18 protein-coding genes are annotated in these 25686 nt (G+C 48.4%); 9 read left to right on the forward strand and 9 right to left on the reverse strand.

The annotated features are described in order from the left end of the window. Positions 1 to 115 precede the first annotated feature (115 nt). From ileS to ACYVGO_RS04970, 4 genes are all read left to right on the forward strand, one after another. A complete protein-coding gene (gene ileS, locus ACYVGO_RS04955; RefSeq protein ID WP_460968002.1) occupies positions 116 to 3544 on the forward strand; it encodes an isoleucine--tRNA ligase in 3429 nt (1142 codons plus the stop codon). A gap of 320 nt (positions 3545 to 3864) precedes the next feature. Further along, positions 3865 to 4263 carry a hypothetical protein gene (locus tag ACYVGO_RS04960; protein ID WP_246859312.1) on the forward strand — a complete coding sequence of 133 codons (399 nt, stop codon included), beginning with the start codon at positions 3865 to 3867 and terminating at the stop codon, positions 4261 to 4263. 90 nt (positions 4264 to 4353) lie between these two features. After that, positions 4354 to 6678 (forward strand): metallophosphoesterase, encoded by a 2325-nt coding sequence (locus ACYVGO_RS04965; protein WP_460968004.1) that lies wholly within the window; start codon positions 4354 to 4356, stop codon positions 6676 to 6678. 87 nt (positions 6679 to 6765) lie between these two features. Continuing rightward, positions 6766 to 7263, forward strand: a complete 498-nt coding sequence (locus ACYVGO_RS04970; RefSeq protein ID WP_460968006.1) for an energy transducer TonB — start codon at positions 6766 to 6768, stop codon at positions 7261 to 7263. Between the two features lie 62 nt (positions 7264 to 7325). Here ACYVGO_RS04970 and ACYVGO_RS04975 read toward each other — a convergent pair whose 3' ends face one another. The 6 genes from ACYVGO_RS04975 to ACYVGO_RS05000 all read right to left on the reverse strand — a co-directional run bounded on the left by ACYVGO_RS04975 (position 7326) and on the right by ACYVGO_RS05000 (position 14340). Beyond that, the gene (locus ACYVGO_RS04975; RefSeq protein ID WP_246859313.1) at positions 7326 to 7487 is read right to left on the reverse strand and encodes a CcmD family protein; all 162 of its coding nucleotides are present in this window, start codon (positions 7485 to 7487) and stop codon (positions 7326 to 7328) included. Between the two features lie 11 nt (positions 7488 to 7498). Continuing rightward, positions 7499 to 8221 carry a cytochrome c biogenesis protein gene (ccsA, locus tag ACYVGO_RS04980; RefSeq protein ID WP_142775690.1) on the reverse strand — a complete coding sequence of 241 codons (723 nt, stop codon included), beginning with the start codon at positions 8219 to 8221 and terminating at the stop codon, positions 7499 to 7501. 184 nt (positions 8222 to 8405) lie between these two features. Next, a complete protein-coding gene (locus ACYVGO_RS04985) occupies positions 8406 to 9299 on the reverse strand; it encodes a 1,4-dihydroxy-2-naphthoate polyprenyltransferase (protein WP_460968008.1) in 894 nt (297 codons plus the stop codon). Between the two features lie 102 nt (positions 9300 to 9401). Further along, entirely contained in the window at positions 9402 to 10022 is a 621-nt protein-coding gene (locus ACYVGO_RS04990) for a glutathione peroxidase (RefSeq protein WP_460968010.1), read from the reverse strand. 68 nt (positions 10023 to 10090) lie between these two features. Then, entirely contained in the window at positions 10091 to 11875 is a 1785-nt protein-coding gene (gene argS, locus ACYVGO_RS04995) for an arginine--tRNA ligase (RefSeq protein ID WP_460968012.1), read from the reverse strand. Between the two features lie 92 nt (positions 11876 to 11967). Beyond that, positions 11968 to 14340, reverse strand: a complete 2373-nt coding sequence (locus ACYVGO_RS05000) for a penicillin acylase family protein (RefSeq protein ID WP_460968014.1) — start codon at positions 14338 to 14340, stop codon at positions 11968 to 11970. 124 nt (positions 14341 to 14464) lie between these two features. Between ACYVGO_RS05000 and ACYVGO_RS05005 the strand changes: the two genes are divergently transcribed. Beyond that, the gene (locus ACYVGO_RS05005) at positions 14465 to 14965 is read left to right on the forward strand and encodes a hypothetical protein (protein ID WP_142775695.1); all 501 of its coding nucleotides are present in this window, start codon (positions 14465 to 14467) and stop codon (positions 14963 to 14965) included. A gap of 115 nt (positions 14966 to 15080) precedes the next feature. Here the strand turns inward: ACYVGO_RS05005 and ACYVGO_RS05010 are convergent, their stop codons facing one another. Then, entirely contained in the window at positions 15081 to 15749 is a 669-nt protein-coding gene (locus ACYVGO_RS05010) for a hypothetical protein (protein ID WP_460968016.1), read from the reverse strand. Between the two features lie 212 nt (positions 15750 to 15961). Between ACYVGO_RS05010 and recQ the strand changes: the two genes are divergently transcribed. From recQ to ACYVGO_RS05030, 4 genes are all read left to right on the forward strand, one after another. Beyond that, entirely contained in the window at positions 15962 to 18088 is a 2127-nt protein-coding gene (recQ, locus tag ACYVGO_RS05015) for a DNA helicase RecQ (protein ID WP_460968018.1), read from the forward strand. Between the two features lie 188 nt (positions 18089 to 18276). Beyond that, positions 18277 to 19359 (forward strand): lytic transglycosylase domain-containing protein, encoded by a 1083-nt coding sequence (locus ACYVGO_RS05020; RefSeq protein ID WP_142775698.1) that lies wholly within the window; start codon positions 18277 to 18279, stop codon positions 19357 to 19359. A gap of 246 nt (positions 19360 to 19605) precedes the next feature. After that, on the forward strand, positions 19606 to 20844 hold the full coding sequence (locus tag ACYVGO_RS05025; protein WP_460968021.1) for a lytic transglycosylase domain-containing protein: 1239 nt from the start codon (positions 19606 to 19608) through the stop codon (positions 20842 to 20844). Positions 20845 to 21045: 201 nt separating this feature from the next. Then, a complete protein-coding gene (locus ACYVGO_RS05030) occupies positions 21046 to 22260 on the forward strand; it encodes a lytic transglycosylase domain-containing protein (protein ID WP_460968023.1) in 1215 nt (404 codons plus the stop codon). Positions 22261 to 22284: 24 nt separating this feature from the next. On the opposite strand, the gene ACYVGO_RS05035 is transcribed toward ACYVGO_RS05030, so the two are convergent. Together ACYVGO_RS05035 and ACYVGO_RS05040 are read right to left on the reverse strand one after the other, a co-directional pair. Continuing rightward, positions 22285 to 23319 carry a DUF4249 domain-containing protein gene (locus tag ACYVGO_RS05035; RefSeq protein WP_460968024.1) on the reverse strand — a complete coding sequence of 345 codons (1035 nt, stop codon included), beginning with the start codon at positions 23317 to 23319 and terminating at the stop codon, positions 22285 to 22287. A gap of 1 nt (position 23320) precedes the next feature. After that, positions 23321 to 25681 (reverse strand): TonB-dependent receptor, encoded by a 2361-nt coding sequence (locus ACYVGO_RS05040; protein ID WP_460968026.1) that lies wholly within the window; start codon positions 25679 to 25681, stop codon positions 23321 to 23323. Positions 25682 to 25686: the final 5 nt, after the last annotated feature.

Genomic DNA, 25686 nt, shown 5'->3' on the forward strand with positions numbered 1-25686 from the left:
ACAAGGCACTACGAGACTAGGCTACCTATGCCGTCTATTTACCTATCTTTGCACTTATTTTTTAACCGCACAACGGTCTCCGGCTCTGACAGGAGACCATTCGTGCTTTCCGATTATGCCAGGCGTGAAGTACCAACAATATGAGTCCCTCGACTACGCGCAGATCGCAGCCGAGGTATTGACTTACTGGAATCAAAATCAGGTATTTGAACAATCAGTGGCGATCCGCGATGGGCAGCCCACATTTACGTTCTACGAAGGACCGCCATCAGCCAATGGAGCCCCTGGAATTCACCATGTGATGGCCCGGACGATTAAGGACATTTTTTGTCGGTATAAAACGCTTCAGGGATTCCAGGTCGAGCGCAAGGGCGGCTGGGATACACACGGACTACCCATCGAATTGCAGGTTGAAAAAGAATTGGGTATTACCAAAGATCATATTGGCAAACCCGAGTCGGAAGGGGGTATCAGCGTGGAAGAGTATAACCGCAAATGCCGTGAAACGGTCATGCGGTTTACGGATCAGTGGAACGACCTGACCCAGAAAATGGGCTATTGGGTGGACCTTGATAATCCTTACGTCACCTACAAAAACGAATACATCGAATCGGTTTGGTGGCTGCTCAAACAGTTGTACGACCAAAAAACGGCAACTGGCGAGCGAATGCTCTATAAAGGCTACACGATCCAACCCTATTCGCCAAAGGCAGGAACGGGTTTAAGTTCGCACGAGTTGAACATGCCGGGCACCTATAAAGATGTGCGGGATACGACCATTGTTGCCCAGTTTAAGGTGAAGCCAAGCGGTAAATCGGGCTTTTTGTTTTTCGATTCTGCCGATGCCGATATCTATATCCTGGCCTGGACCACCACGCCCTGGACACTTCCCGCCAACTCCGCGCTGACCGTTGGGGCCAACATCGACTATGTATTGGTGAAAACCATCAACCCCTACACGCACGTAGTGGTGCATGTGGTGATGGCCAAAAACTTAGTGGGACGATGGTTGAACGAAAAAGGCAAGGTCGATTCGCGTACTAGTCCCGCCTTCGACGCCTACTTGCCCACGGATAAAATAACGCCCTGGACCATTGTTTCGGAGTTTAAAGGCCAACACCTCGAAGGTATCGAGTATGAGCAGTTAATGCCCTATGTTCAACCAGCTACTCCTGCTTTCCGGGTTATTCTGGGCGATTTCGTCACGACTGAAGATGGTACGGGTATCGTGCATACGTCGCCAACTTTTGGGGCCGATGACTTCCGGGTAGCGCAGGCTGCGGGTATTCCACCGATCATGGTCAAGGATGAAACGGGAAAATATGTACCGATTGTGGATAAACACGGCCAGTTTGTGGATGAAATCACAGATTATGCCGGACGGTACGTAAAAGAGGAATATTACTCCGACGAAGAACGCGAAGATCCTGATTTCAAGCCAACCGATGTGCTGATTGCCATCAAGCTGAAGGAAGAAAACAAAGCGTTCCGGGTTGAGAAATACGAACACCCCTATCCACACTGCTGGCGGACGGATAAGCCGATTTTGTATTATCCGCTCGATAGCTGGTTTATCCGCACGACAGCAAAGAAAGAGCAATTGGTTGAACTGAACAAAACGATCAACTGGCAACCCGAGAGTACGGGAACAGGCCGCTTCGGCAACTGGCTCGAAAATCTTGTAGACTGGAACCTAAGCCGTAGCCGTTTCTGGGGAACACCCCTGCCGATCTGGCGCACTGAAACGGGCGAAGAAGTTTGCGTTGGATCGGTCGACGAAATGAAGGCGCATGTCGCAGAAGCCCAGAAATCTGGCAAGCTAAGCGACGAGCAACAAGCGAAAAACGACGAGTTTCTGCAAAAGCTTTCATCCGGCGATTACGACCTCCACCGGCCTTATGTCGATGAAGTGTATTTCGTATCGGAGAGCGGTCAAGTGATGCAGCGCGAATCTGACCTGATCGACGTTTGGTTTGATTCAGGAGCGATGCCGTATGCGCAATGGCATTATCCGTTCGAAAATCAGGACGTGTTCAAAAAAGCGTTTCCGGCCGATTTTATCTCCGAAGGCGTTGACCAAACTCGGGGCTGGTTCTTTACGCTCCATGCCATTGCGGTGATGCTATTTGATTCGGTGGTGTTCAAAAACGTAGTTTCGACAGGATTGGTGCTGGATAAAAACGGCAACAAAATGTCGAAACGACTAGGCAATGCTGTCGATCCATTTGAAACACTTGCGAAATATGGCCCCGATGCAACGCGCTGGTACATGATCACCAACGCTGAGCCCTGGGATAACCTTAAATTCAATACCGATGGCATTGGCGAAGTGCAGCGGAAGTTGTTCGGCACACTGTCCAATACCTATAACTTTTTCGCGCTCTACGCCAATCTGGATGCGTTTACGTTTGCCGGACGAAGCGTGCCTGTAGCTGAACGACCTGAACTGGATCGCTGGATTTTATCCAAACTGCAATCATTGATTCTGGAAGTTGGTACTCAGTTTGATAGCTACAATCCTACGAAAGCAGGTCGGGCGGTTCAGGATTTCGTGAACGACCAGTTATCAAACTGGTACGTCCGTTTATCGCGCAGGCGTTTCTGGTCCGGGGTCGCGATCGACGGTGAATTGACTCTCGACAAACGGGCGGCCTACGAAACTCTGCACGAATGTCTGACAACCATATCGCAATTAATGTCGCCTATCGCGCCGTTTTATGCCGATTGGTTGTATCGCAACCTAACAGAAGCCGCCACGTCGGTTCACTTAACCGACTTCCCGGCGGCTGATCAGGCGCTGATCAACACAGAACTGGAGCAATCGATGGAACTGGCCCAGGAAGTATCGTCGCTGGTACATTCGCTTAGAAAAGGCCATAAGCTAAAAGTTCGGCAGCCACTAAGCCGTGTACTGATTCCGGTCCTGAATGCGGATACGCGTCGGCAAATTGAGCACGTTAGCCCGATCATTATGTCGGAAGTGAACGTAAAAGCGGTTGAGTTTGTGGATGATGCCAGCGGTATCCTGAAAAAGAAAGTTAAACCGAACTTCAAGGCGCTGGGCCCTAAGTTTGGCAAACAGATGAAAGATGTTGCCGCCGTCATCACAGCGATGACGCCCGAGCAATTGAAACAACTGGAACAATCCGACAGCTTGCAGCTTGGCTCGTTCGATTTACAATTGTCGGATGTTGAAATTCTGACCGAAGATATTCCAGGCTGGCTCGTGGCCAGCGACAGTGGCTTGACAGTGGCACTAGACGTTCATGTAACCGACGAATTACGGGGAGAAGGTATTGCCCGCGATTTTGTAAACCGGATTCAGAACCTGCGTAAAGACCGTGATTTTTCGGTGACTGACAAGATTCGCATTGAACTTGAACGGAACAACGAAGCACTGGCAACCGCCATTGAAGCCAACCGTGATTATATCCAGCAGGAAGTTCAGGCCGTTTCACTAGATTTAGTGAGTGGCCTAAATGGCACTGCGGCAGAAATAGAGATGGACGAGTTCCAGTTACGGCTCAAAATAGAACGGGCTTAACGATCAAACCTCCCGAACGCGTTGAGTTGCTAGAGCGGCACCGTTTCAGGACGTGAGTTTACGAGAGGCACCTTCGATCGAAGGTGCCTTTTTGCTTGTTCAGTAGTTTCTGTCTGAACCACTGAATTTACCCAATATTGTAAAATAAGTACACAACGGCATGAATGTTGTAAGTAAGTACCTGAGTACGTAATTGATATGCTGTTAAAATTCCCTTGCTGCCATTTGTTGAAGCGGGCCCAGCTATACTCAAACCCCTAGCCCATTTAATGAATAGTAGCTTACGATTAGTAGCGGCACTCACTTAAATACTTACAACCTTGATAGATATTTTACGAACTACGTTACACTCATTTGTCAATAATTATCAGGCCGTTATGTGGCGGCTACGTGAGTGTTCGCTCAACGATGAGCAATTAGGGATTGCCGTAGGACTCAGTGGAAACGCCATTCGGAACCGGCGCAGCAAGCCCGATCTCTGGAAACTATCAGATGTTCAGCGATTAGCTGCTCATTTTACGCTACCCACTACAGCTTGTGTTCAGCTCAATCAGACACTCAATGAGCTGACAAGTACCCTAAAAAAACTCTCTCCCGACGAACGTCGACGCATTGAACGACAGTTACTTGTAAAGATAACTCAGTTGGAATCGTACAATCAAAGCGACTGGCCCGTCAGGAATTTACTTAAGATGCATCAGGCATTGTACAATGCCTGAAAACTAATTAGCTGATTGCGAACAAATTACGCTTATTGACGGATTTGTCGGTCGTCAGGTGTAATTTTACGGTGTCTTCTCATTCACCGTATGCACTACGCTCGTTGCCTGACTCTGGCTTTCCTTCTGATTTTTGGGCAGAACGTTCTGGCTCAATTACCTGGTATTGTTCGTGGCCCCTACTTGCAGGTACTTACACCAAACTCGGTTGTCGTTCGCTGGCGTACAGATCAGCCCACAACTGGTCGGGTATGGTATGGTTTGGCAGCCAGTCAGCTTATTGAGAATACCCGTGAAAGCCAGCCCACTCTCGAACATGCACTGACCATCACGGGGCTGCAACCGGCAACCCGCTACGCCTATGCCATTGGCTACGACGATACACAATTAGCATCGGGTCCAGACTACTATGTTAAAACGGCTGTGTCGACTGGCGATACCCGCCCCTTTCGGATGTGGGTACTAGGTGACTTTGGCAGTGGCAGCGATAATCAGACAAACGTCTATCAGGCCTATCGCAATGCTACTGCTAACCGGCCAGCTGATTTATGGCTTTGGCTTGGCGACAATGCGTACTCGTTTGGCTTCGAGGAAGAATATCAACGGCTGGTTTTTCCGGTGTACGCACCCACACTCCGCAATACGCCCCTATTTATTACACCGGGCAATCACGATTACGCCGATAGCGAAACAAATTTCAACACAGCCTATTACAATCTATTTTCGTTTCCGCAACAGGGTGAAACAGGGGGTGTTCCGTCGGGTTCAAAGTCATATTATTCTTCCAGCTACGGCAATGTCCATTTAATCTCACTGGACTCGCAGGGCCGACAGGATGGACAATATCGGCTATATGATACCACCTCCACTCAGGTACAATGGCTCAAACGTGATCTGGCGGCTAACAAATTGCCCTGGACAATCGTCATTTTTCACCATCCACCCTATAGCAAAGGCGGCCACAACTCCGATACGGAGGAATCTATGCGGCTTATCCGCGAGAACCTGACCCCAATTCTGGAGCGCTACGGAGTCGATTTAGTCCTGAATGGGCATAGTCATGGCTACGAACGAACGTACCGGATTAAGGGATTACGTGGTTTAGCTAACACCTACGATAAAAGCCAAAACCTTGTCGAAAATACGACAGCCCGTTACGATGGCTCGCCCAACTCCTGCCCTATTCTGACAAAGGGCCAGGGCACGGTGTACATTGTTAACGGTTCTGGTGGTCAACTAGGCGGACAATCCGTCGACTTTCCTCATCCGGCTACGGTTTATAATAATACTACACTTGGTGGATCAATGCTGCTTGACGTAGTTGATAATCGCCTGGATGCTCAGTTAGTCATGTCCGACGGTTCTGTGCAGGATAAGTTTACGATCATGAAAAATGTGAATAAATCGGCTTCCTTTACCGCCGAGTTCGCCGACACACTTGCCTTTTCGGCATCATGGATAGGCGACTATCGCTGGCCAACTGGACAAACCAGCCGTACCATTCGCTACGTAGCCGATAAGGCCGGCACGTTCCCAGTTGTTGTTACTGACGACCGGCAGTGTCTGGCCGACCAATTTACGGTAAGCGTCCAGCAACCGCCTAAACTAACGGCAAACGTATCCGGTACTACATCGGTTTGTGTAGGCAGCACCTTCGCGGTTACAGCAACACCCGAAAATACCAGCAAGGCGTCAACCTGGCAGTACGATGTGCTCCTGTCTGATGCCTCGGGTGATTTTACAAACGAAACGATTGTTGGCTCAGGGTCACTGACAACTCTAAATGCGTCGCTTCCAGCCAATTTAGCTCCCGGCGCAGGCTACAGAGTACGAGTGCGGCCACGCGGCATTTCGTATGCACAGCTTGTATCGAGCGATGGATTTACAGTAAAACCCTTACCAACCGCTACATTAGCTGGCTCGGGAACGGTATTGCAAGGACAACCCATTGATCTCTCGCTCAGCTTCACAGGCGATAGCCCCTGGAAAGGCACGTTGTCGGACGGAACGGCTTTTTCGAGCAGCACAACGCCCACTGTCCAAACAGTTCAACCAACCAAATCCACTGTTTACTCAATAGCGAGTGTTGAAAATAGTTGCGGGAAAGGCAGCGCTTCAGGACAGGCAACCATAACAGTGCTTTTACCGACCGCCGAAGAAGAATTTTCGGGTGGACAACTTCGGATTTACCCGAATCCAACGCATGAAGTAGTGTATATTGAGTTAACGACGAATCAGAAAAAGGAGGTCACGTTAAGCCTGAGTGATAGTCAGGGCCGATCGGTGTTCCAGAAACAATATGGATCGGTTTCTTCGGTAATAGAAACTATTTCAATGCCCCATGCCACAGGAACCTATATGCTTACTATTCAGGCGGGGCAGAATAAGGTGGTTAGAAAGGTGGTGCGGCAATAAGGGGAACAGGTATTTTGAAGTAGGTCAACCTAATTTTCTTCTTTCTTCCCGAGATCCATTGCTGTTGACTTACCTTAACATACCCGTATGCGCTATTGGCGATTATTCCTGCTATTCGTAAGTAGTCATGTGGCTTTTGCTCAACTGGCAAGCCCTGATCTTAATCAGGACCCCGTTTTTACGACTGTTTTAAAGCGTCGTCTCACCTACCCTCGCCAGGCTGAGTGGTCCAGTGTATATGGTCGGGTTTTTGCCGGATTTACCGTTGATAATAAAGGGCGTATCCAGAACATTTCAATTCTAAACTCCAGCCACAAAGGCACTTATTATGGCTTTGAACCAACTATTCGAACAGCCTTAAAAAAGTTACCTTCCCTAAGTCTTCAATACGCCGGTAGCTACATTTTACCGGTTTCTTTCATTTTTGTGGATTACCGCCATACGGATAAACCCTTTATTCCCCAGGATACCCTATTTATTCAGGATCTGGCGGGCCGAATCATATTGAAGGAGATCAATGTATTTGGCAGTAGTACCAATAGTAGAGAGCGGATCATAGCCGCAGAAAAAAACGAGCCCTATTAAGTGCCTGTGAGACACATATTGTGTTTTCGCTTGGCTTTTCCGAGTGAAAACAGGAGGCTTCATCACAAAGAATCCTGACGCAGTTGCATTCTGCGTTTTACCCTATTTACCCGGCTTCCAATTCTCAGGAAGTAGTACAGCCACCCTGACAAAACAACCCCAATCACGACGACAACAACCCAGATTTTACCGTCTTCCCGTAGTATTTCTGTTAGTTTATCCATTTTGCTACTCGTTATAAATTGCCTGGGTCTTGTACTTGTATCGCCTGATGGGCAGCCGACTTTTTCGCTTCTTCCTGTTCGTCCAAATTTAGTTCTAACCGGCGCAGTCTAACGCGAAGTTGAGTAATCCAAAAACCAAGTAAGGTAAAGCCAATAAAAGCAGGTCTGATAATCCGTTTTATGGAGCTATCGGAATCATATTGATTAAAACCGGGGTTCCCGCCGTTGCCAGGATGTAATGAATCCGTTAAGCGGGGGAGGATAAGAATAAGGGGAATAAAAATAGCAAAGGCGAAGATGTTGTAGACCGAAGAAATTCTAGCTCGGCGCATCTCGTCGTCAAACGATCCCCTTAGTACAAAATAAGCCAGATACATAAGCATACCAACGGCAACGCCATTCGTTTTAGGATCATTGGGCCATAAATCGCCCCAGGCAAAATAGGCCCATACCGATCCGGTAACACAACCCAGAACACCAAATAGAAGAGCCGTATTGGCAAATTCCACTGATAACAAATCATCGTCAGCTTTCCCTTTTCTGAGGTACCGTATCGAAAAAATAGCGGACGACAGCAGCATAACCATCATCGCAATCCAAAGGGGGGGATGAAAGAACGTATTGCGGATTGCCTCGTGTAAAATAGGTAATTTAGGCACAGGGCTCATCAAGCCTGCAATAAAGACATACGTTAAAATGAGAACGGTCAACGCTTTCCACCAGTGTTTTAGCATATGTCTATGGGCAAGTTTAGAATAGCGTTCAAAGATAGCTATACACCGCTTATGAACGTAAATTTTGCTGCCATATAGTTATCAGATAAACATCTGTATCACAGCCCTGTAAAGGCGGATTTTTAGTAGGAAAACTATGTTCAGGCAACACAAAAGCGCAGTAGGTGCGTCCCTACCCGAAGCATTACAGCACCTGCCCAATTCCAAATAACAGCACAAACAGTAAGGTGGTGAGGGCTAGCTGGCCCAGGCGGGCATTGAGTTCAGCAGGCATCTTATGCGTAGCCACAGCCCGACCGTTCAGTATAAACAGCGGGAACGCCAGTAGGTAAACGTAACTGAACCAGGCCGCCCCTGTCAGAAACGAATAGGCAACAGCACAGGCCATTCCGGTTAGGAGCAATCCCCAATGGTAGCGAATGGCTAGCGGCAACCCCAGACGTGCGGGGATTGAGCGTTTGCCGGTCATGGTGTCGGTTTCAATGTCGCGGATGTTATTGACGTTTAGCACACCCGTAGCAAATAATCCAACGCTTGTGGCGGGTAACAGCAGGATAGCACTGAACGAAAGCGTATGCAAAAAATACGTTCCCAGTACGCCTACCCACCCAAAGAAAATCAGCACGGCAATATCACCAAAACCCGCGTATCCATACGGTCGTTTACCATTGGTGTAGCCAATGGCAGCAGCAATGCTGAGTAGGCCCAAGACCAGGAAAAACCAGAAGATTTTGGGGCCAGCATCATAAAAAGCCAGAGCAAGCAGCCCAATCCCAGAAATAAGCGAGAGTACCGACATTAGTACAATGCCTCGAAGCATGGCTTCTTTACTAATGTCGCCAGTAGCAACGGCCCGGCGGGGCCCCACTCGGAGTTCGGTGTCTTTACCTGAAACCGCGTCGCCGTAATCATTGGCGAAGTTGGACAGGATTTGGAGGAAGATGGTCGTCAGAGCGGCCAAAAGTGCAATTGGCCAACTGAAATGGTGATCGGCATATGCCAGAAAACTACCAAGAATAATACTGGCTAAGGATAGCGGTAACGTACGCGGCCGGGCAGCCGCAATCCAGCTTTTCATAATGGATAATGTAAAATGAATAATGGATAATGATGTTATCAGCAAATGGCCGATCCACTCATTATCCATTATTCATTATTCATTTTACATTAGCTATTAACATTACATGCCAATAGCTTTCTTAAACTCTTCATCTTCAGGCTTCACTTTCGAGCCGAAGAAGTTGGTCAGGTCACCTTTTTCATTGATGACATATTTGCAGAAATTCCAGGTAGGTGCCTGCTCATTCCAGCCATTCAACGACTTGGTCGTCAGCCATTTGTAGAGGGGAGCCTGATCTTCGCCCAGTACAGATACTTTCTCGAACATGGGGAAGGTTACGCCGTAATTCTTTTTGCAGAACTCAGCAATTTCTTCGCTGCTGCCGGGCTCCTGGCTTTTGAAGTTGTTGGCCGGGAAGCCCAGAACCACTACTTTATCGCCATGTTCTTTGTAGAATTTCTCCCAATCGGCATACTGTGGCGTAAAGCCGCATTTCGAGGCAACGTTCAGAATGACAACTTTTTTGCCTTTGTAGGCTTTCAGCGCTACAGGTTTGCCATCCAGTGAATTTACAGTGAAATCATAAAGGCTTTTAGTTGGCGCGGCTGCGTCGGCTGGAACCGAGAGAGCAGCCCGTTTGTCGCTAAAAATGCCTTTGACAAGAACGGAAAAGGACATAAAACTAGTGAGTGTAAAAACGACCGCAACCGCGATCATGGAAACGATGAGATTTTTTTTCATGGTTAGTTTGACGTGTTTGTAGAAATTCTGGCAAGGGAACTGTTTAGACTGAACCTGAATCACTTAAACTACATTTTTTCAGGCACCTCTATGCCCAATAAACCCATTGCCTTACGAATAGTTTCACCAATGGCTTTTGATAATACTAGCCGGGTATGTAATTTGATGGGATCGGTTTCTTTCAGTATCGACAGCTTGTCGTAGAACTGGTTAAACGTCTTCGCCAACTCATAGGCATACTGGGCAATATAAGAGGGTGCGTAGGCTGTTCCTGCTTCGGCTACACGCTGCGGATACTGACTCAGCAAAAAGACCAATTGTAGCTCAATCTCATCTAATTCCGTTGCTGACACGGGCCCTTCCAGCGATATAGTCAGGTCGGCGGCCTTCCTTAGTACAGATTGAATCCGGGCGTGAACGTACTGAATGTACGGCCCCGTATTTCCGTGCAGATCAACTGACTCGGCCGGATTGAACTGCATTCGTTTTTGCGGATCTACCTTCAGCAGGTAATATTTCAGAGCGCCTAACCCCAGCATCTGAAACAGGGTTGTCTTTTCGGATTCACTGAACTCGTCGAGTTTACCTTTGGCAGCCTCATCGGCGGCAGTCGACGCAGCGTCGATGGTTTCCTGAATCAGATCGTCGGCATCCACAACGGTGCCTTCGCGCGATTTCATTTTTCCCGTTGGCAAATCCACCATACCATACGACAGGTGATATAACTCATTGGCATACGTCCGCCCTAACCGACGCAGAATAGCAAAAAGCACCGCAAAGTGATAATCCTGCTCGTTGCCTACCACCCAAATGGAGCGGTTATTATGAAAATCCTGGAATTTCAGATCAGTTGTGCCCAGGTCCTGCGTCATATATACCGACGTACCATCCGAACGCATCACCAGCTTCTGATCCAGGCCTTCTTCGGTCAGGTCGATCCAGACCGAACTGTCATCTTTCCGGTAGAAAACCCCCTTTTGTAAGCCTTCCTCAACGACTTCTTTCCCTAGCAAATAGGTATTCGATTCGTAATAGGTTTTATCGAAACTAACGCCAATGCTTTTATAGGTAGCATCGAAACCAGCGTATACCCAGGCGTTGAGTTGGCTCCATAGCGCTACCGTTTCGGGATCACCCTGTTCCCAAAGGCGCAGCATCTGCTGAACCTCGAGCATAAGAGGAGCTTTCTTTTCGGCCTCTTCTTTGAGTGTTCCCTGACTCACCATCTCTTCAATCTGCGCTTTGTAGGCTTTATCGAACAGGACGTAGTATTTCCCAATCAGGTGATCGCCCTTCATGCCCGATGACTCAGGTGTTTCCCCATGACCGAACATCTTGTAAGCCAGCATGGATTTGCAGATGTGAACGCCCCGATCATTAACGATACAGGTTTTCACAACGTCGTAGCCATTGGCAGCCAGAATCCGGCTAACCGAATCGCCCAGAAAATTATTACGTAAGTGCCCGAGGTGCAGCGGTTTGTTCGTGTTCGGCGATGAGAACTCAACCATCACCGACTGTTCTTTTGCAGGCAACAGACCGAATGACGAACTGGCAGCAATGTCATTTAATACTTCAATCCAGGCCGCATCGGCAACACTAATATTCAGAAAACCCTGCACCACATTAAACGCACTGACAAGCGAACTATGTTCGAGCAACCAGGCCCCAATGGTTTGTCCAATTTGCGCAGGTGCCTGCCGAAGGGCTTTGGTTAGCGGAAACGTAACAAAGGTGTAAAGCCCTTCAAATTCTTTTTTAGTAGGCTGTAATGACACTTCACCAATTTCCTGCTGATACAATTCGGAAACGGCACGCTGAATAACAACTTTTAATTCTTCCTGAATATCCATTCGATTGTGAAACTGCGCGAACGGGCAGTTTTCCGATAGCAAAAGTACGAAATGTGCGGCTTATGTAGTGCGACTGGAAAGTCACGCTACTTTCAGGGCCGTAATACAGTAGTTTCTTCCGCTACTGACTTTACTTTTTCTTTCGAGAAGAATACCGGGAAATACTTATTCTCGGCCCAGATCGGGAACAAATCGCCGTAATGCGGGCTATCGGGATTACCCGACTGACCAGGGTTGTTGATGCCTAACGTTTTATCCCAATCTTCGGTATCGACCAAAATACGAAACGACGCGCCGTGGGTTTGGTTGAGATTGGCACTCGTTGCATTAACCGTTTCGGCATAGCCACCCCGAGGCAACGGACCGAGATTGATTTTCTTCCGCATAGCCTTGTCAACCAGATTACTAAGCGGGTGTGTAAGCGTAATGTGTTTATTCTTCGATTGACCATACTGCCACTTGTCCATGTCGTTCCCGAGTCGGTTGGTGAGTTCGGCTACGGCATGGTCCAAGCAGGAAAGAAGTAAACTATCACGAGAGGCCGTTGGAACGAGAAGGGCATCTAGTACCCGTTTCGATGGCAGACTTTTTAAGTAAGGCTGAGCGTTTTTCGGTACTTTTTGCCAATAAACAGCCTGTTTTAACTGCTCTTCCCAGGCAACATAAATGGCGGCAGCAATGGAGTTTGGGTCAAGTTTATAATCCCATCGGTGCAAATACGCCAAGGCCTTTGCGGTCTGATTAGTAGGCGATGACAGGTTTTGAAGTAGTGGGACGAGCGTCCGGGCCGGAATAGCCAGATAATCGGCTTGCAAGGCCATAAAATCGACCAGATTTTTACGCTTGCCATCACTTAACACTTCTTCTATTCGGTGCGCCCTACTCGGGGAAGCCCATGTCCAGCCAACGGCATTACGGTGCGAAAAATCAACTGGTGTTAAGTTATTATTTGCCGTTGCTACGTAGCCTTCGGGTGGGTTCAGTTTATTGGGAAGTTGCTGAATGGGTAGATAACCGCTCCACTCAAACCGGCCATCGCCCGGAACGGGCACTAAACCCGTAAAGTTTTGCCGAATGGGCGCCAGTCCCACGGCCTGCCAGCCAATGGTGCCAGTCTTATCCGCCCAGATCATGTTTTCGCCTGGAACCCGGCTATACAGGCAGGCTTGCCGAAATTCCGTCCAGTTCTTCGACTGATTCATGCGCAAACTAGCCAGATAAGGCGCACAGCCCGTATCGAGCCATCCCGCCCGAACAGCATAGGCTTTATGATGTTGTTTATCTTCAAATACAACCGGTCCATGACGTGTGTACTTTAACTCGGCCTGAACCGGTTTGCCAACCTTCATCGGAATGGTTTCAGTAAACGTTTTCATAGTCTCCCACCGATCCACCTTACCGTTACCTCTATAGCGATATTGATTGGGATTGGCGGGGTTGGTATCGTACACATACAAATCTTCATTATCCGTTTCGAAGATGGTCAGTCCCCAGGCACCGTAGTCGTTGTGGCCAATGGAAATACCCGGCAAGGTTGGTTCCCCCCCTCCTATTACATTCCAGCCGGGCGAATCCACGCCGGGCGCGTTCAGATGCACCCAGTAGCGCAGGGAAGGCGTCGACTGCGAGCGGTGCGGGTCATTCGCCAGCATCGGATATCCACTGGCTGACTTATTGCCCGAAATGACCCAGTTATTGGAGCCAACAAACTGTTTTTCAGTATCGAACCAATCGTCAACGGAACGACTTGCTTCATCTTCATCCGCTTTTGATAGTCTTCCTTTAAAGGTGAGGGGTAATCGAAACGCTTCATAGATTTCCAGAATCGGCTGAAATAATTCGTCGCCGTTCACATGGAGCGTCAGGTCTGGCTCACCTGCTTTGGTGATAGGATGAAACCATTGTAGCTCACGAAGTTTTTCAGGGCCAATGAGCTTCACTAACCGACCGTAATTTAACTCATCGCGAACATTACCCAATAGACCCTGGTGGCGGCTGATAACGACTTCAGGCGTCCAAAAGCCTGGTTTTGTTTCAAGCACCCGAAATTCGAAAGGTAGTTTCTCGGGGGTTTTCAGGATTTCCGTAATGTAAGTGTTAATCCCATCGACAAACGCTCGGACAATCTGTGGCCCATGGGGATGGTAATGGAGTAGCTCCTTGGTAATGTCGCCCCTGAACTGAAATAGTCTTGTCCCAATATCCCGCTTGGTTTCCTGCGGCCCCAGCAATTCAGCCACGGTGCCGGTTGCTTGCCGACGCCATATTTCCAGTTGGAACAAGCGATCCTGAGCAGCCGAATATCCCTGCGCAAAAAACAGATCATGCTCGTTTTTTGCGTAGATATGATTGACACCCCATCGGTCGCGGATGATTTCAACAGGTTGTTGCAGACCAGGTGTTTGTTGGGAACAGGCAGATGAGAACGTACTAATAACTAGAAGAAGAGGTAGTATTCGGCGCATTACGTTGAGGCTATTTTAGAGTAAGATAGCCAACAATTTGTTCACCTAAACTTTAACAGGTAGTTAGCAAGTAAAAGGTAACTATGTTGTTACTTTCAATAACCAATCATACTACCCGACAACCATGAAAACTATTATAAATAAAGTCCTAATAATAAGCCTGTTAACAATTCTGACTGGTTGCATAACAGCGAACTTTCAGTCAAACGTAAAAGCGGATGCCAAACCGGAATTTCGTCGTATTCTAATCGTCTCGAAGCTCTCAAACGTTAGTCAGACCTATTTGCCTACATTCCAAACGGCGTTTCCGGCTGGCTATCAAGTGTGTACCGTATCAAGCAGCCCAATCGCATTCGAGAGCCCAGAAGAATCAATTGAAAAGCAACGGCAGACCTGCCAAAGTGAGGTTATTTTAACCATTGATTTTAATCGAAATTATACAACCGGTTCTGGCAAGTATATATCGTCCTATAATGAACTTCTTTTAGAGATGACGGACCTTACAACTGGAAAACCTTTCTGGAAAGCCCTTGTCACAACCGGCGGAAGCAGTGAAGTTCCTCCCCGTCAGATTGTCAATCAACTTATCAAGGACGGTATTATCGAAGGAACAGTTCCGCTCTAAAAATCCTATCCAACAAACCAGTAGCGTTAAGAGCTACTTTTCTAGTTTTTATTAAACAAAACGTGGCGTCAGACTTTACAGTCTGACGCCACGTTTTGTTTTGACTAGCAGCAACTTACCCTTTTATGCTACTCAAATAGGTCTTGTTGCCGTTCTTATTGATGTAATATTTACCACCACGAGGGCCGGTCATGACTTTCTCGCCATTTGGGCCTTTTTTAGAAGCATCAACCGGTGCTTTATAGTCGGCCGGAGTGGCTTTTTCCTCCTTCACGGCAGGCGTCGACGCTTTGGCGGTTTTGCTCATTTTATCGTCCTTTAGGCCTGCATTGTCAGCGGCCTTATCTGCCTTTTTAGCGGCTTTATCCATCTTTGCGTCAGCTGTAACAGCTCCTTTATCAGCAGCATCTTTGGCGTCTTTTTTAGCATCCTTAGCCGCTCTGACCTTGGCCATTCGCTCGTTCATGGCCGCCTGTTTAGCAGCATCGGTCGTTGCCTCTGCATTACCTTTAGCATCCGCTTTAGCCTCTTTTGCGGCATCCTTGGCAGCCTTCTTATCGGCCTTCGCCTGTGCTTTAGCTGCTTTGTCGGCATCGGTCATACCCTCTTTTGCAGCATCCTTAGCCGCTTTCTTCTCCGCTTTCGCGGCTGCCTTAGCCGATGCGTCCGCATCGCTCATCTCTTTCTTGGCTTTGCTTTTCGACGGTTTAGTATCCTGGGCTATACTATTAAATGTGGCCAGTAAGCCGAGGGCAAAACACAGCATTAACAAATTCTTTTTCATGGTCATTGGATTGGGGTTTATGAAACAACTGGAAAATATTAACTCTTAGGACGGAAAGATGGGTATAAAATCACGTATCTGTCACTAAAAATGACTTAAATTTTTCTTAAATTTGATATAAATATAGTAGCTGACAGCCAGTCACGAATAGCTAGTTAGCTCGTCTTATCTACGCCTGTTTGTCCGGCATATACGCTACTCGGAAAGACGCAATGATTAGTACAAATCCACCCCGTTCGCAAACTCCTGCCGATTACCTCAAGCGTTATTATGGCTATGATCGGTTTCGTCCCATGCAGGAAGCCATTATTCAGTCTATCCTGAGTGGACGCGACACAGTAGTCCTGATGCCAACCGGGGGGGGAAAATCCGTTTGTTTCCAAATTCCTGCTTTGATACTCCCCGGCCTGACGGTGGTGGTTTCGCCCCTGATTGCGCTCATGAAAGATCAGGTGGGTGCGTTGCACATGAACGGTATTCAGGCGGCTTTCTATAACAGTACCCAAACCAGCCGCGAACAGCGCGATATTGAAGACGATTGCATCAGTGGCAAGCTCAAATTGCTCTACGTTTCTCCTGAAAAATTACTAACCGAGTCATTTTTTCATTTTCTGGAGCGCGTCAATGTCTCGCTGTTTGCGATCGACGAAGCGCATTGCATTTCATCGTGGGGACACGATTTCCGACCGGAATATACCCAACTGCATATCCTGAAGGAGAAGTTTCCGACCGTACCGACCATTGCCCTCACCGCTACTGCCGATAAACTCACCCGACACGATATTGCCACCCGGCTCGGCATGCATGATCCAGCGGTATTTGTGGATTCGTTTAATCGGAAAAACCTGAGTTTACAGGTGCTGCCCGGCCAGAATCGGATTCAGCAAATCATTAAGCTGTTGCAACAGAAACCCGATACATCGGGTATTATTTACTGTCTGAGTCGCAAATCGACGGAATCCCTCGCGGCTAAGTTGCAGGAGAAAGGGTTTAGCGCGGCTTTCTACCACGCGAAAATGGACCCCGACGATCGGTCGAAAACGCAGGAAGCTTTCCTCCGCGACGATGTCCGCATTATGTGCGCTACCATTGCGTTTGGGATGGGCATCGACAAGTCGAATGTGCGCTGGGTAATTCATTACAACATGCCCAAAAACATCGAGAGCTTTTACCAGGAAATTGGGCGTGCAGGGCGCGATGGTGCAGCGGCCCAAACTGTTCTGTTCTATAGTTTCGCCGATGTGGCTACCTATAAGGAGATGCTCGCCGAAAACAGTCCAGCTAATCTTGGTCTACAGCTGGCCAAACTGGAACGGATGCAGCAATACGCAGACGCCCACACCTGCCGCCGACAAATCCTGCTCTCGTATTTTTCCGAAGAACTGTCTGAACCCTGCGGCAACTGCGATGTGTGCCGAGACCCGCGTGTCACCTTCGATGGTACAATTCTGGCGCAGAAAGCCTTGTCGGCGATGGTTCGCACAGGCGAGCGCGTACCAATGAACCTGCTGATTGACATTTTGCGTGGTTCCCGAAGTCAGCAGGTGTTGCAAGGCGGCTACGATCAGGTAAAAACATACGGGGCTGGCCGCGATCTTAAATTTGAAGACTGGCGAAATTATATCCATCAATTGATCAACATTGGGGTCATTGAAATTGCCTACGAGCAACATTACGCCCTCCGCCGGGGCATCCTGGCCGATCAGGTATTGCGGGGAACGCGCAAAATTGACCTCGTTCGGCCTGATGATGCCCCAAAGCCGGTGGTCGAGAAAACGAAGACCAAAACCGAAACCCAGCGCGACGATCTGTTCGAACGGCTACGTACACTACGCAAGCAACTTGCCGACGAACAGAACGTACCCGCCTACGTTATTTTTACGGATACGACCCTCGAAGACATGGCCCGCCAGCGGCCAATCACCCCGGATGCACTACGGAATGTGAGCGGGGTGGGCGAACGGAAACTCCAACTGTTCGGGAAACAGTTTCTGGACGAGATTCTCGGTTATGTTCGCGGTCGGGTGCAGGCTGGCGAAAAGCCAAAAGGATCGACCCAATTAGTAACCCTTGATCTGTACAATAATGGCCTTACCATGGAGCAGATTGCGGCCGAGCGCCAGCTCACAACCGGCTCTGTTGCGAGCCATTTAGTGCAGCTTTCCAAATCGGGATACGATATTGATTTAGTCTCACTTATTGACCCTACCGAACGGCGCGAAATTGAAAAAGCCATTGCGGCTGTAGGTATCGAAGAAGGGCGTTTAAAGCCTGTTTTCGAGCATTTAGGTGGCCGCTATGACTATGGCAAATTAACGCTTGTGGCAGGGCTTCTTTAAAGATAAAATCCATTTTTTGCTTGGACCGTTGGATAATTCTTAGGGAAATAGTTGGTATATAGCAGAGAATCAGTTAAGTTCGTATTCTAGTGGAAAACAGGCCCGTCAGTCAAGTGCGGGTTTTGTTGTCTATATGTATCACAACAACTAATGTAATTTTGATAAAAGAAGTAAGTTTTTCACTGCTCATGGCCGCCGTAAAATCGGGGCCGGGTGTCGTGCCAACAACGCATCCGATCTCCATTTTCAGCCCCGACACGAGCCGAATTCTTCCCTCAAACGGCCTCAACAATCCTCAATTATTAGTCGTCGATTCAACCAAACGACTGTTCCCAATTTACTTCTGCGGAGAAGAAGTACCCGTTAACGAACCTAAAGTGTCGCGCCGTTGGGCACAAACATTACGCACCTATGGAGCACAGGAAGAGTTCCTGTTTGATCTTCGTTCCCGTGCCTCTGAGTTTTTCCCGGTCATTGACCCTATTCTCCGTAAATACAAAATTCCGCGCGACTTTCGATTCATGCCGCTTGCCGAAAGTGCGTTGGACAACCGGAGTGTATCGTATCGGGGAGCCGCCGGTTACTGGCAGATTATGCCGGGTACTGCCCGCGAGTTAGGTCTGAAAGTAAACGGGAAAGTAGATGAACGCCTGAATCTGGAAAAAGCAACGGTAGCGGTTTGTCGGCATTTGCACCAACTCTATCGGGAATTAGGCTCCTGGACACTAGTGGCTGCAGCTTATAATGGTGGTATCACGCATGTGATGAACAAAATGGAGCAGCAGGGCCAAACCAGTTATTATCGGCTGCGGCTACACCGCGAAACAAGTCACTACCTGTTCCGCATTCTGGCGTTCAAAGAACTACTGACGAACCCGCGCCAATACGCTCTCTTATTAAGTGGTTCAACCATTGCTGAGTTGACAAAGCCATTGCCTAGTTGGCATAAGCCGCTGGCTCTCCCGAAAAAAATCAAGGATTCGCCTACTATCGAACTGGTTGACGAAGATTTTACCGATCCAATGTGGGGGCCACGTCCAAATACAACCTTAACCAAAGCCCCCTCGGATACCGACCAATTAATTGCTAGTGCAGCTTTAGCCAAAAAAGCGCTTAACACCCCGGCTGCCGATTTAGAACAGCAAGGTCAACATTTACCAATCAAGAAATTAATGATGGGACTAATGGTGCTCCGGTTCCGGCGGCCAAGGTTTTTGCAGTGGAAAAAAGGAGAAGGCATTCGTCCTCTACACTTTTGGGACTGGTTATAAAGCTCTCGTTACCAATCTTCATTCTGTGGATTCTTTTGGGGCATAGGCACTGTTTATCAACACAATAGAATCAGCAAACCCAACAGAATCCGAAAACGCTACATTCGTTTAAACAGGAAAGCCGCTTGATAAGAGCGGCTTTCCTGTTTACTACCTTATAATAAATAAAGCAACACTATAGCGTTACTGTAGACTAAAGTGAAAGTCTAAAAAAATATAGCCCATAAAACTTGAACTTGCCGTTTAATGAACTTGTTGGCCTCACTTTCTCTGGCAACTGGCTTGATGGTGGCAAGTGTTTCTGATCTCGCCGGTTTGCTACACAAACCAGCAGACAGATCATTGCCTATCCACACTGCTACTGCTTTAGTTGCCGATCCCGGACTGACCAGACTATTGCCGCCTGTTTATTTCTGTGGGGAATCGGTTCCCTTACACGAAGAAGCAGTTGCCCGACGATTAGTATCTGCCTTAGCCCAGAACACAAACCAAAATCGGATATTTTATCGTATTCGGCAGCGGGCGTCTGTATTTTTTCCTATTATCGAACCGATTCTGGCCCGGCACGGTATTCCGCTCGACTTCAAATATTTACCCTTGGTCGAGAGTGCGTTGACAGGTCTGGCAGTATCACCTAAGGGAGCGGTAGGCTATTGGCAGTTTATGCCAGCCACAGCGCGTGAGCTAGGGTTAAGCATCCGGCCTGGCTACGATGAACGGCAGAACCTGGTCAAATCAACCAATGCAGCCTGCCGCTATCTGAACTATCTGTATAATCGACTGGGCTCCTGGACACTGGCCGCTGCAGCTTACAACAATGGCATTGGTGCCTTACTGGGCAATATCCGCCGACAACAGCAACGCGACTATTATTACCTACGCCTGAACGCCGAAACAGGAAAGTATCTGTACCGAATTCTGGCATTCAAAGAATTATTTTCTAACTATCGATCCTATCAGGGGTTTATTCCTGAGCGGATGATGGCCTACTTAAGTGAGCCACTCACGCCCGGTGCTGAACCGGATAAAGATGAGGTGCTTTTGCCAGAAGTGATCATGAACGAGGCCACCAAAGTAGCGGTTAATGCACCTTCTACTGAAACAGCACAGCCAACCGCCGGGCGAACGCTTGATATACCCCTCCCCAATGCAGCTGATGTGTTTCGGGGAGGTATTAAAGCGCGACTGGTGGAATCAGCGGGTGTCGAACGAGGCCAGGTCTGGGTATTTCACCTCACCCGCGATGGGATGGCCGACGGCAAAGAAGTGGAAGAAGGTGATGTTTTGTATGCCATTGTGGAAGACGTTGACAAAAAAACGGATAAGATCTATCTGCGCGCAGATCGGCTCTATTCGGCGAGTGAAAAACACACCTATACTATGAATCTATCGGCCATTGATGCCTCCACGGGCCGTATTGGCATTAAACTCCCCGATGTGGATCAGATAAAGGCAGGCTGGATTCTGACCTGGAAAACATTGTAAAGTGGGTGAAATGAGTGAAATAGGTGTAGTAAGTAGATCGCTGGTTAATCTATTTCACCTACTCCACCACTTCACTCCTTTCACTTACTCCACTCACTCCACTACTTTGCCAACTGAACTAAACCCTGAATACGATTCGTTGTCTATGGGTCTAACCAACAGCTCTTTATTTTGACAGTACTTACGAGATGCGTTATCCTTTTGCTTCTGAGCGTTTTATCGTTTAGCTCTCCTCTTCTGGCACAAAAAAAGGCGGCTTCGTTAAAAGTCAAGTCGAATCGTAAAGCGATAGCCCAGCCTCGCTCAGTAAATGAGCCCCAACGGTTACACTTTTGTGGTGAGGTGGTACCAACAGAGCAGGGAGATGTTTCGGCAAAACTGGCGTTTGCGCTAGCTGGTAGTTCAGGCTACATACGCCACCTAAATGGATTAAAGGCGCGTTCAGCTCCATTTTTTGCGGTTATTGAGCCAATTCTTCATAAGTACAATATCCCAAACGATTTCAAATACCTACCACTCATTGAAAGCGCCTGGCAGTCGAACGCCGTATCATCGGCGGGTGCCATTGGATACTGGCAATTCATGGATGATACCGCTCAGGACATGGGGCTTTCCATCACGCCCGGCAGCGACGAGCGCACCGACCTCCTTAAATCGACTGAAGCCGCTTGTAAATATTTGAAATTTCTTTATCGCAAGCTGGGATCCTGGACGCTCGTAGCAGCTGCCTATAACGGGGGCGTAGGGATGGTCCAGCGTAAAATCACAAAATCAGGTAATCGGGACTATTATTCGATGACCATGAATCCAGAAACGGGTTACTACCTTTACCGGATTCTGGCCATGAAAGAATTGTTTACGAATCCAACTTACGGAGTTGGGTCAATAGGTATCATGCTGGCATCAGCATCGTCAGGTAATCTGTACGAACGTGAACGCGAACAGGCTCGTCGCATGGGTTGGCTCCAGGATGATGAACCCGAACCAGAAGGCATCCCCATTGAATCCTTTCTGGGATCAGACACACCCGTTAAAAATGAAGCGATGGTTATGGACAGCATGTTAACAGAGCTACTCAAAACCAAGCCTGCTTCCCTACCTGTCTTTGTTGGCGATGTAGCCACCCGGTTAGTACGGGCCGGTCTTCCTAAAGTGGGCCAAAGTTGGGCATTTGCGCTGACGGAAGATGTTCAGATTGGCGATGATGCACTCAAAACAGGCGATATGCTCTATGCCATTGTCGATGATGTTGATACACGTGGCAATCTGTTTCTACGGGCTACCAAAGCAGTTTCTTCTCAGGAAAATACGACGATTTCACTCACCTTGCAGGCTATGAATCCAGCAACGGGTTTGGCGGGCGTTCCCCGCCCCAAGGTTGCAAAACCCGGCTGGATCGTGCAATGGAAACTGTAATCTGACCGCCCGGGCGGTCAGACATCACCAGCCTTCCGGCTCAATTATAGGTACGTTACCATACGTATTCCGGCAATCGCCATCGGGTATGATCTGACTGCTGATGAAGCCGACTAAAGCCTGATAAAACACAACATTCGGAAAATTCTGCTGCCGATACCGACGCCGGGTTACCGACGTTACGGCAAAATACCCTCGTGCCGCATCGGTCGGGTCGCTGGTATTGACTACATTTCCTGTAACGGGGGCCGGGAGCGGATCAAAAATACTACCTGTTCGGGCGTTTTGTTGCTGGTAGAGTTTCCAGAACTGGTAATTGCTCTGGGTAATGGCATACTGCTGCACCTCCACCAGTTGGGGACCAATGGCATAAATGGGCACTTGTAAAACAAATCGCCCTCGGAGGGGATTGCCATTGATAGCCTCATCGCTAAATACATTGACCACATCATTCGATACCGTTGTCCAGCAGCGGTAGTTGCATTTACTTGGATTACCCAGACTACAGGGTACCCCTACCGATAAACGGGTTGTATAACCATACGCAGACCAACGATAATAATTTGCTTCATTAGCAGGATCGTTCGTATTCACGCCATATGAAAAAGCGTAAGGGATCGACAAATTATTTGTTTTAATCAAGGTTGCCGAAATACTATCGATTACGGGAACAGCAGGCATTCGTTCGGGTTTGGTTGTGTACCGTTTGCCATCGGCAAGTACCACGCTTAGGCTATATGAACGGCCAACCTGCCCCCGGAAGGTTGAATCTGTAGTCTGGTACACGCCTAATCCTCTTGATATAAAGCGCGTTGAACGGCCCTGGTCGTCAGAAACGGTAACCTGCGCTTCTTTTACATATTGATCGTTCACGTTTTGTGCGCCTGCGCCACTGTACTTTCCAGTATAAGTAAGCCGAATGGTATAAGGAGGAGCTTCGTTGGTAATTTGCCCCTCTACGACCAAACGTGGCTCTTCGGTTCGAATGGGTAAGTCCACCTGGTCAATGCAGGCTACCAACACGGTCAGAATGAGGATATAGCTGATAAGTTGGCGCATACTAGAAATAGAAATTGTAGGCAATAGATGGAATCATGGTACCGAATACCGACAACCGATACGACTCTGTCCGCTGGTTATACCGGGTGAAATAGATGGAATAGGGATTTTTGTGGGCGTATAGATTATAGATACCCAAGGTCCAGATACCATACCGTTTTTGCGCTTTATTAAAGCGGGTATCTTTCGAGAACGCAACATCCAGCCGATGATAGTCAGGAATGCGGTCGGCATTCCGGCGCGAATAGTCCTGAACTGGCTGGCCGTTATAGGTGTACTGCCCATCGGGGTAGGTAGCTGGCACACCCGTATAATACACAAAATTTGTAGAGAAGGTCCAGTTGTGCGACATAGACCAGCGAGCCTGCATATTAAGCGTATGTGGCCGGTCAATATAGGATGGGTAATAATCCCCACCATTGATCCGAAGCTCATTGTAAGGCGTTTGTACGGCAATCAGCGAGCGGGCATAGGTGTAGTTAACTTGTCCGGTAAGCCGTCCGGTATTTTTGCTTATGCCAAATTCAACTCCGTAAGCCCGTCCGGCTGCTCGTAGTAGCGCCGTTTCAAGCTTTGGATTCAAAATCAGGTTAGCGCCGTAGCGATAGTCGATCTGGTTCTGAAGGCGTTTGTAATAACCTTCTACACTTAGCTCGATGGCATTATCCTGTACATTCTGAAACAATCCTACAGAGATCTGGTCGGCAATCTGGGGCGGCAGGTATCGGTTACTCAATGTCCAGAAATCAAGGGGCGTAATAGCCGTTGTGTTCGAAATAAGGTTCACATACTGTCGCGTTCGACCGGCACTGGCTTTAATAGCCGTGTTTTTAGCGACCTGCACGCGCAAAGCTAACCTCGGCTCAAAACCCCCATACGCCTGTGCCACTTTCCCGCTACCGTATTGTACCGAATCAACAACCGTTTCGGGTGAGGGTGGCAGACCTTCCGAATAGCCATAAACGGTTTGTGGCCCCAGCGAAGCAAAGGCCGAATAGCGTAAACCTGCCATCAACGTAACAGTGGGCATAATTTCCCATTCGGTGTTTATATATACACCTAGTTCCCGGCCCCGTTCTGGATTAATTTGTCTGGCGTTAATACTGGAATTTTCGTTCGTTGGCCGAATATCACCCGTTTGAATACCATACAAAATTGCATTCGTACCAACCTGAACTTTAAACGACTTGTTCAGGGTATAAAACACATCAGCCTTGCCTTCCTTCTGCTCAATGTGCGACGTAAAACGGAAGTTCAGATTAGGTGCGACCCCATCTACATTAAGGAAGTAGCCGCTATAAAGCGCTGCCAGGTTGAATTGCACATTCGGTCGGATGAGGTAACTCCAGCGGCCCGTCAGTACATTCGAATGCCAGCCATAAAGCGTATCGCCCGGAAACCGGAAATTATCCTGACTTCGGTAAGCCGATAGCGAGATGGTATTCCGTTCGTCGGGAGTATAGGTTAGTTTAATGTTACCATCATAGAAGAACGCCCGACTATTTTTCACACTTCCCGATGGAAACAATTGGAGCAGATAATTAGGAAAAGCGATACGTCCCCCGGCCAGCAATGTCAGTTTTTTGGTAATTGGCCCATCCACTACAGCCCGTGCACTTACCGGACTTAATCCACCCGATACGCGCCAGCCATCCTTGTTCCCATTACGGGTACTCATCAACAGTAATGACGATACTCGCCCGCCATATTGCGCCGAAAACGCCCCTTTATTCAGGCTAACATCCTGCACCATATCGGGATTGATATTCGTGTAAAAACCGAGTAAGTGCGAGGTATTAAACAGTGGAGCACCGTCTACCAGCACCAGATTCTGGTCGGCACGCCCACCCCGGACATTAAAACCACCGGCTCCTTCACCTGCCGTTGTTACTCCAGATTGGAGCGTAAGGGCTTTCAGGATATCAGGCTCGCCCAGTACAACTGGCATCCGTTTCAGTTCAGGCATGCTGATCTGGATCTGCCCCATCTGCACGTCTTTAATATTTTTGTCTTTACGAGTAGCCCGTACATCTACCTCTTCCAGATCGGTGGAGCGGGGTTGCAGAAAATAGTCGACTCGTTTATTGAAATCCAGCACAACCGTTTCTCGACCCCGAAAATAGCCCACCGCCGACACATAAATAGTGAGTGCCCCCGGTGGATGAGCCAGTGCAATGACACCCGCACTGTCGGCCCGTGCCCCAGCTTTTGTTTCGGCAACGAGCAAACTAGCACCGGGGATAGGTTTTTTAGTAACACCGTCGCGTACGATCACAGTCAGGCGAAGCCGTTGTTGGGCCACTACTGATGAACGAAACGCAAGCAAACAGAAGAAACAAAGAAGAGATAACCGCAAATTCATAAGGT

It is taken from the genome of Spirosoma migulaei, from assembly GCF_054776855.1.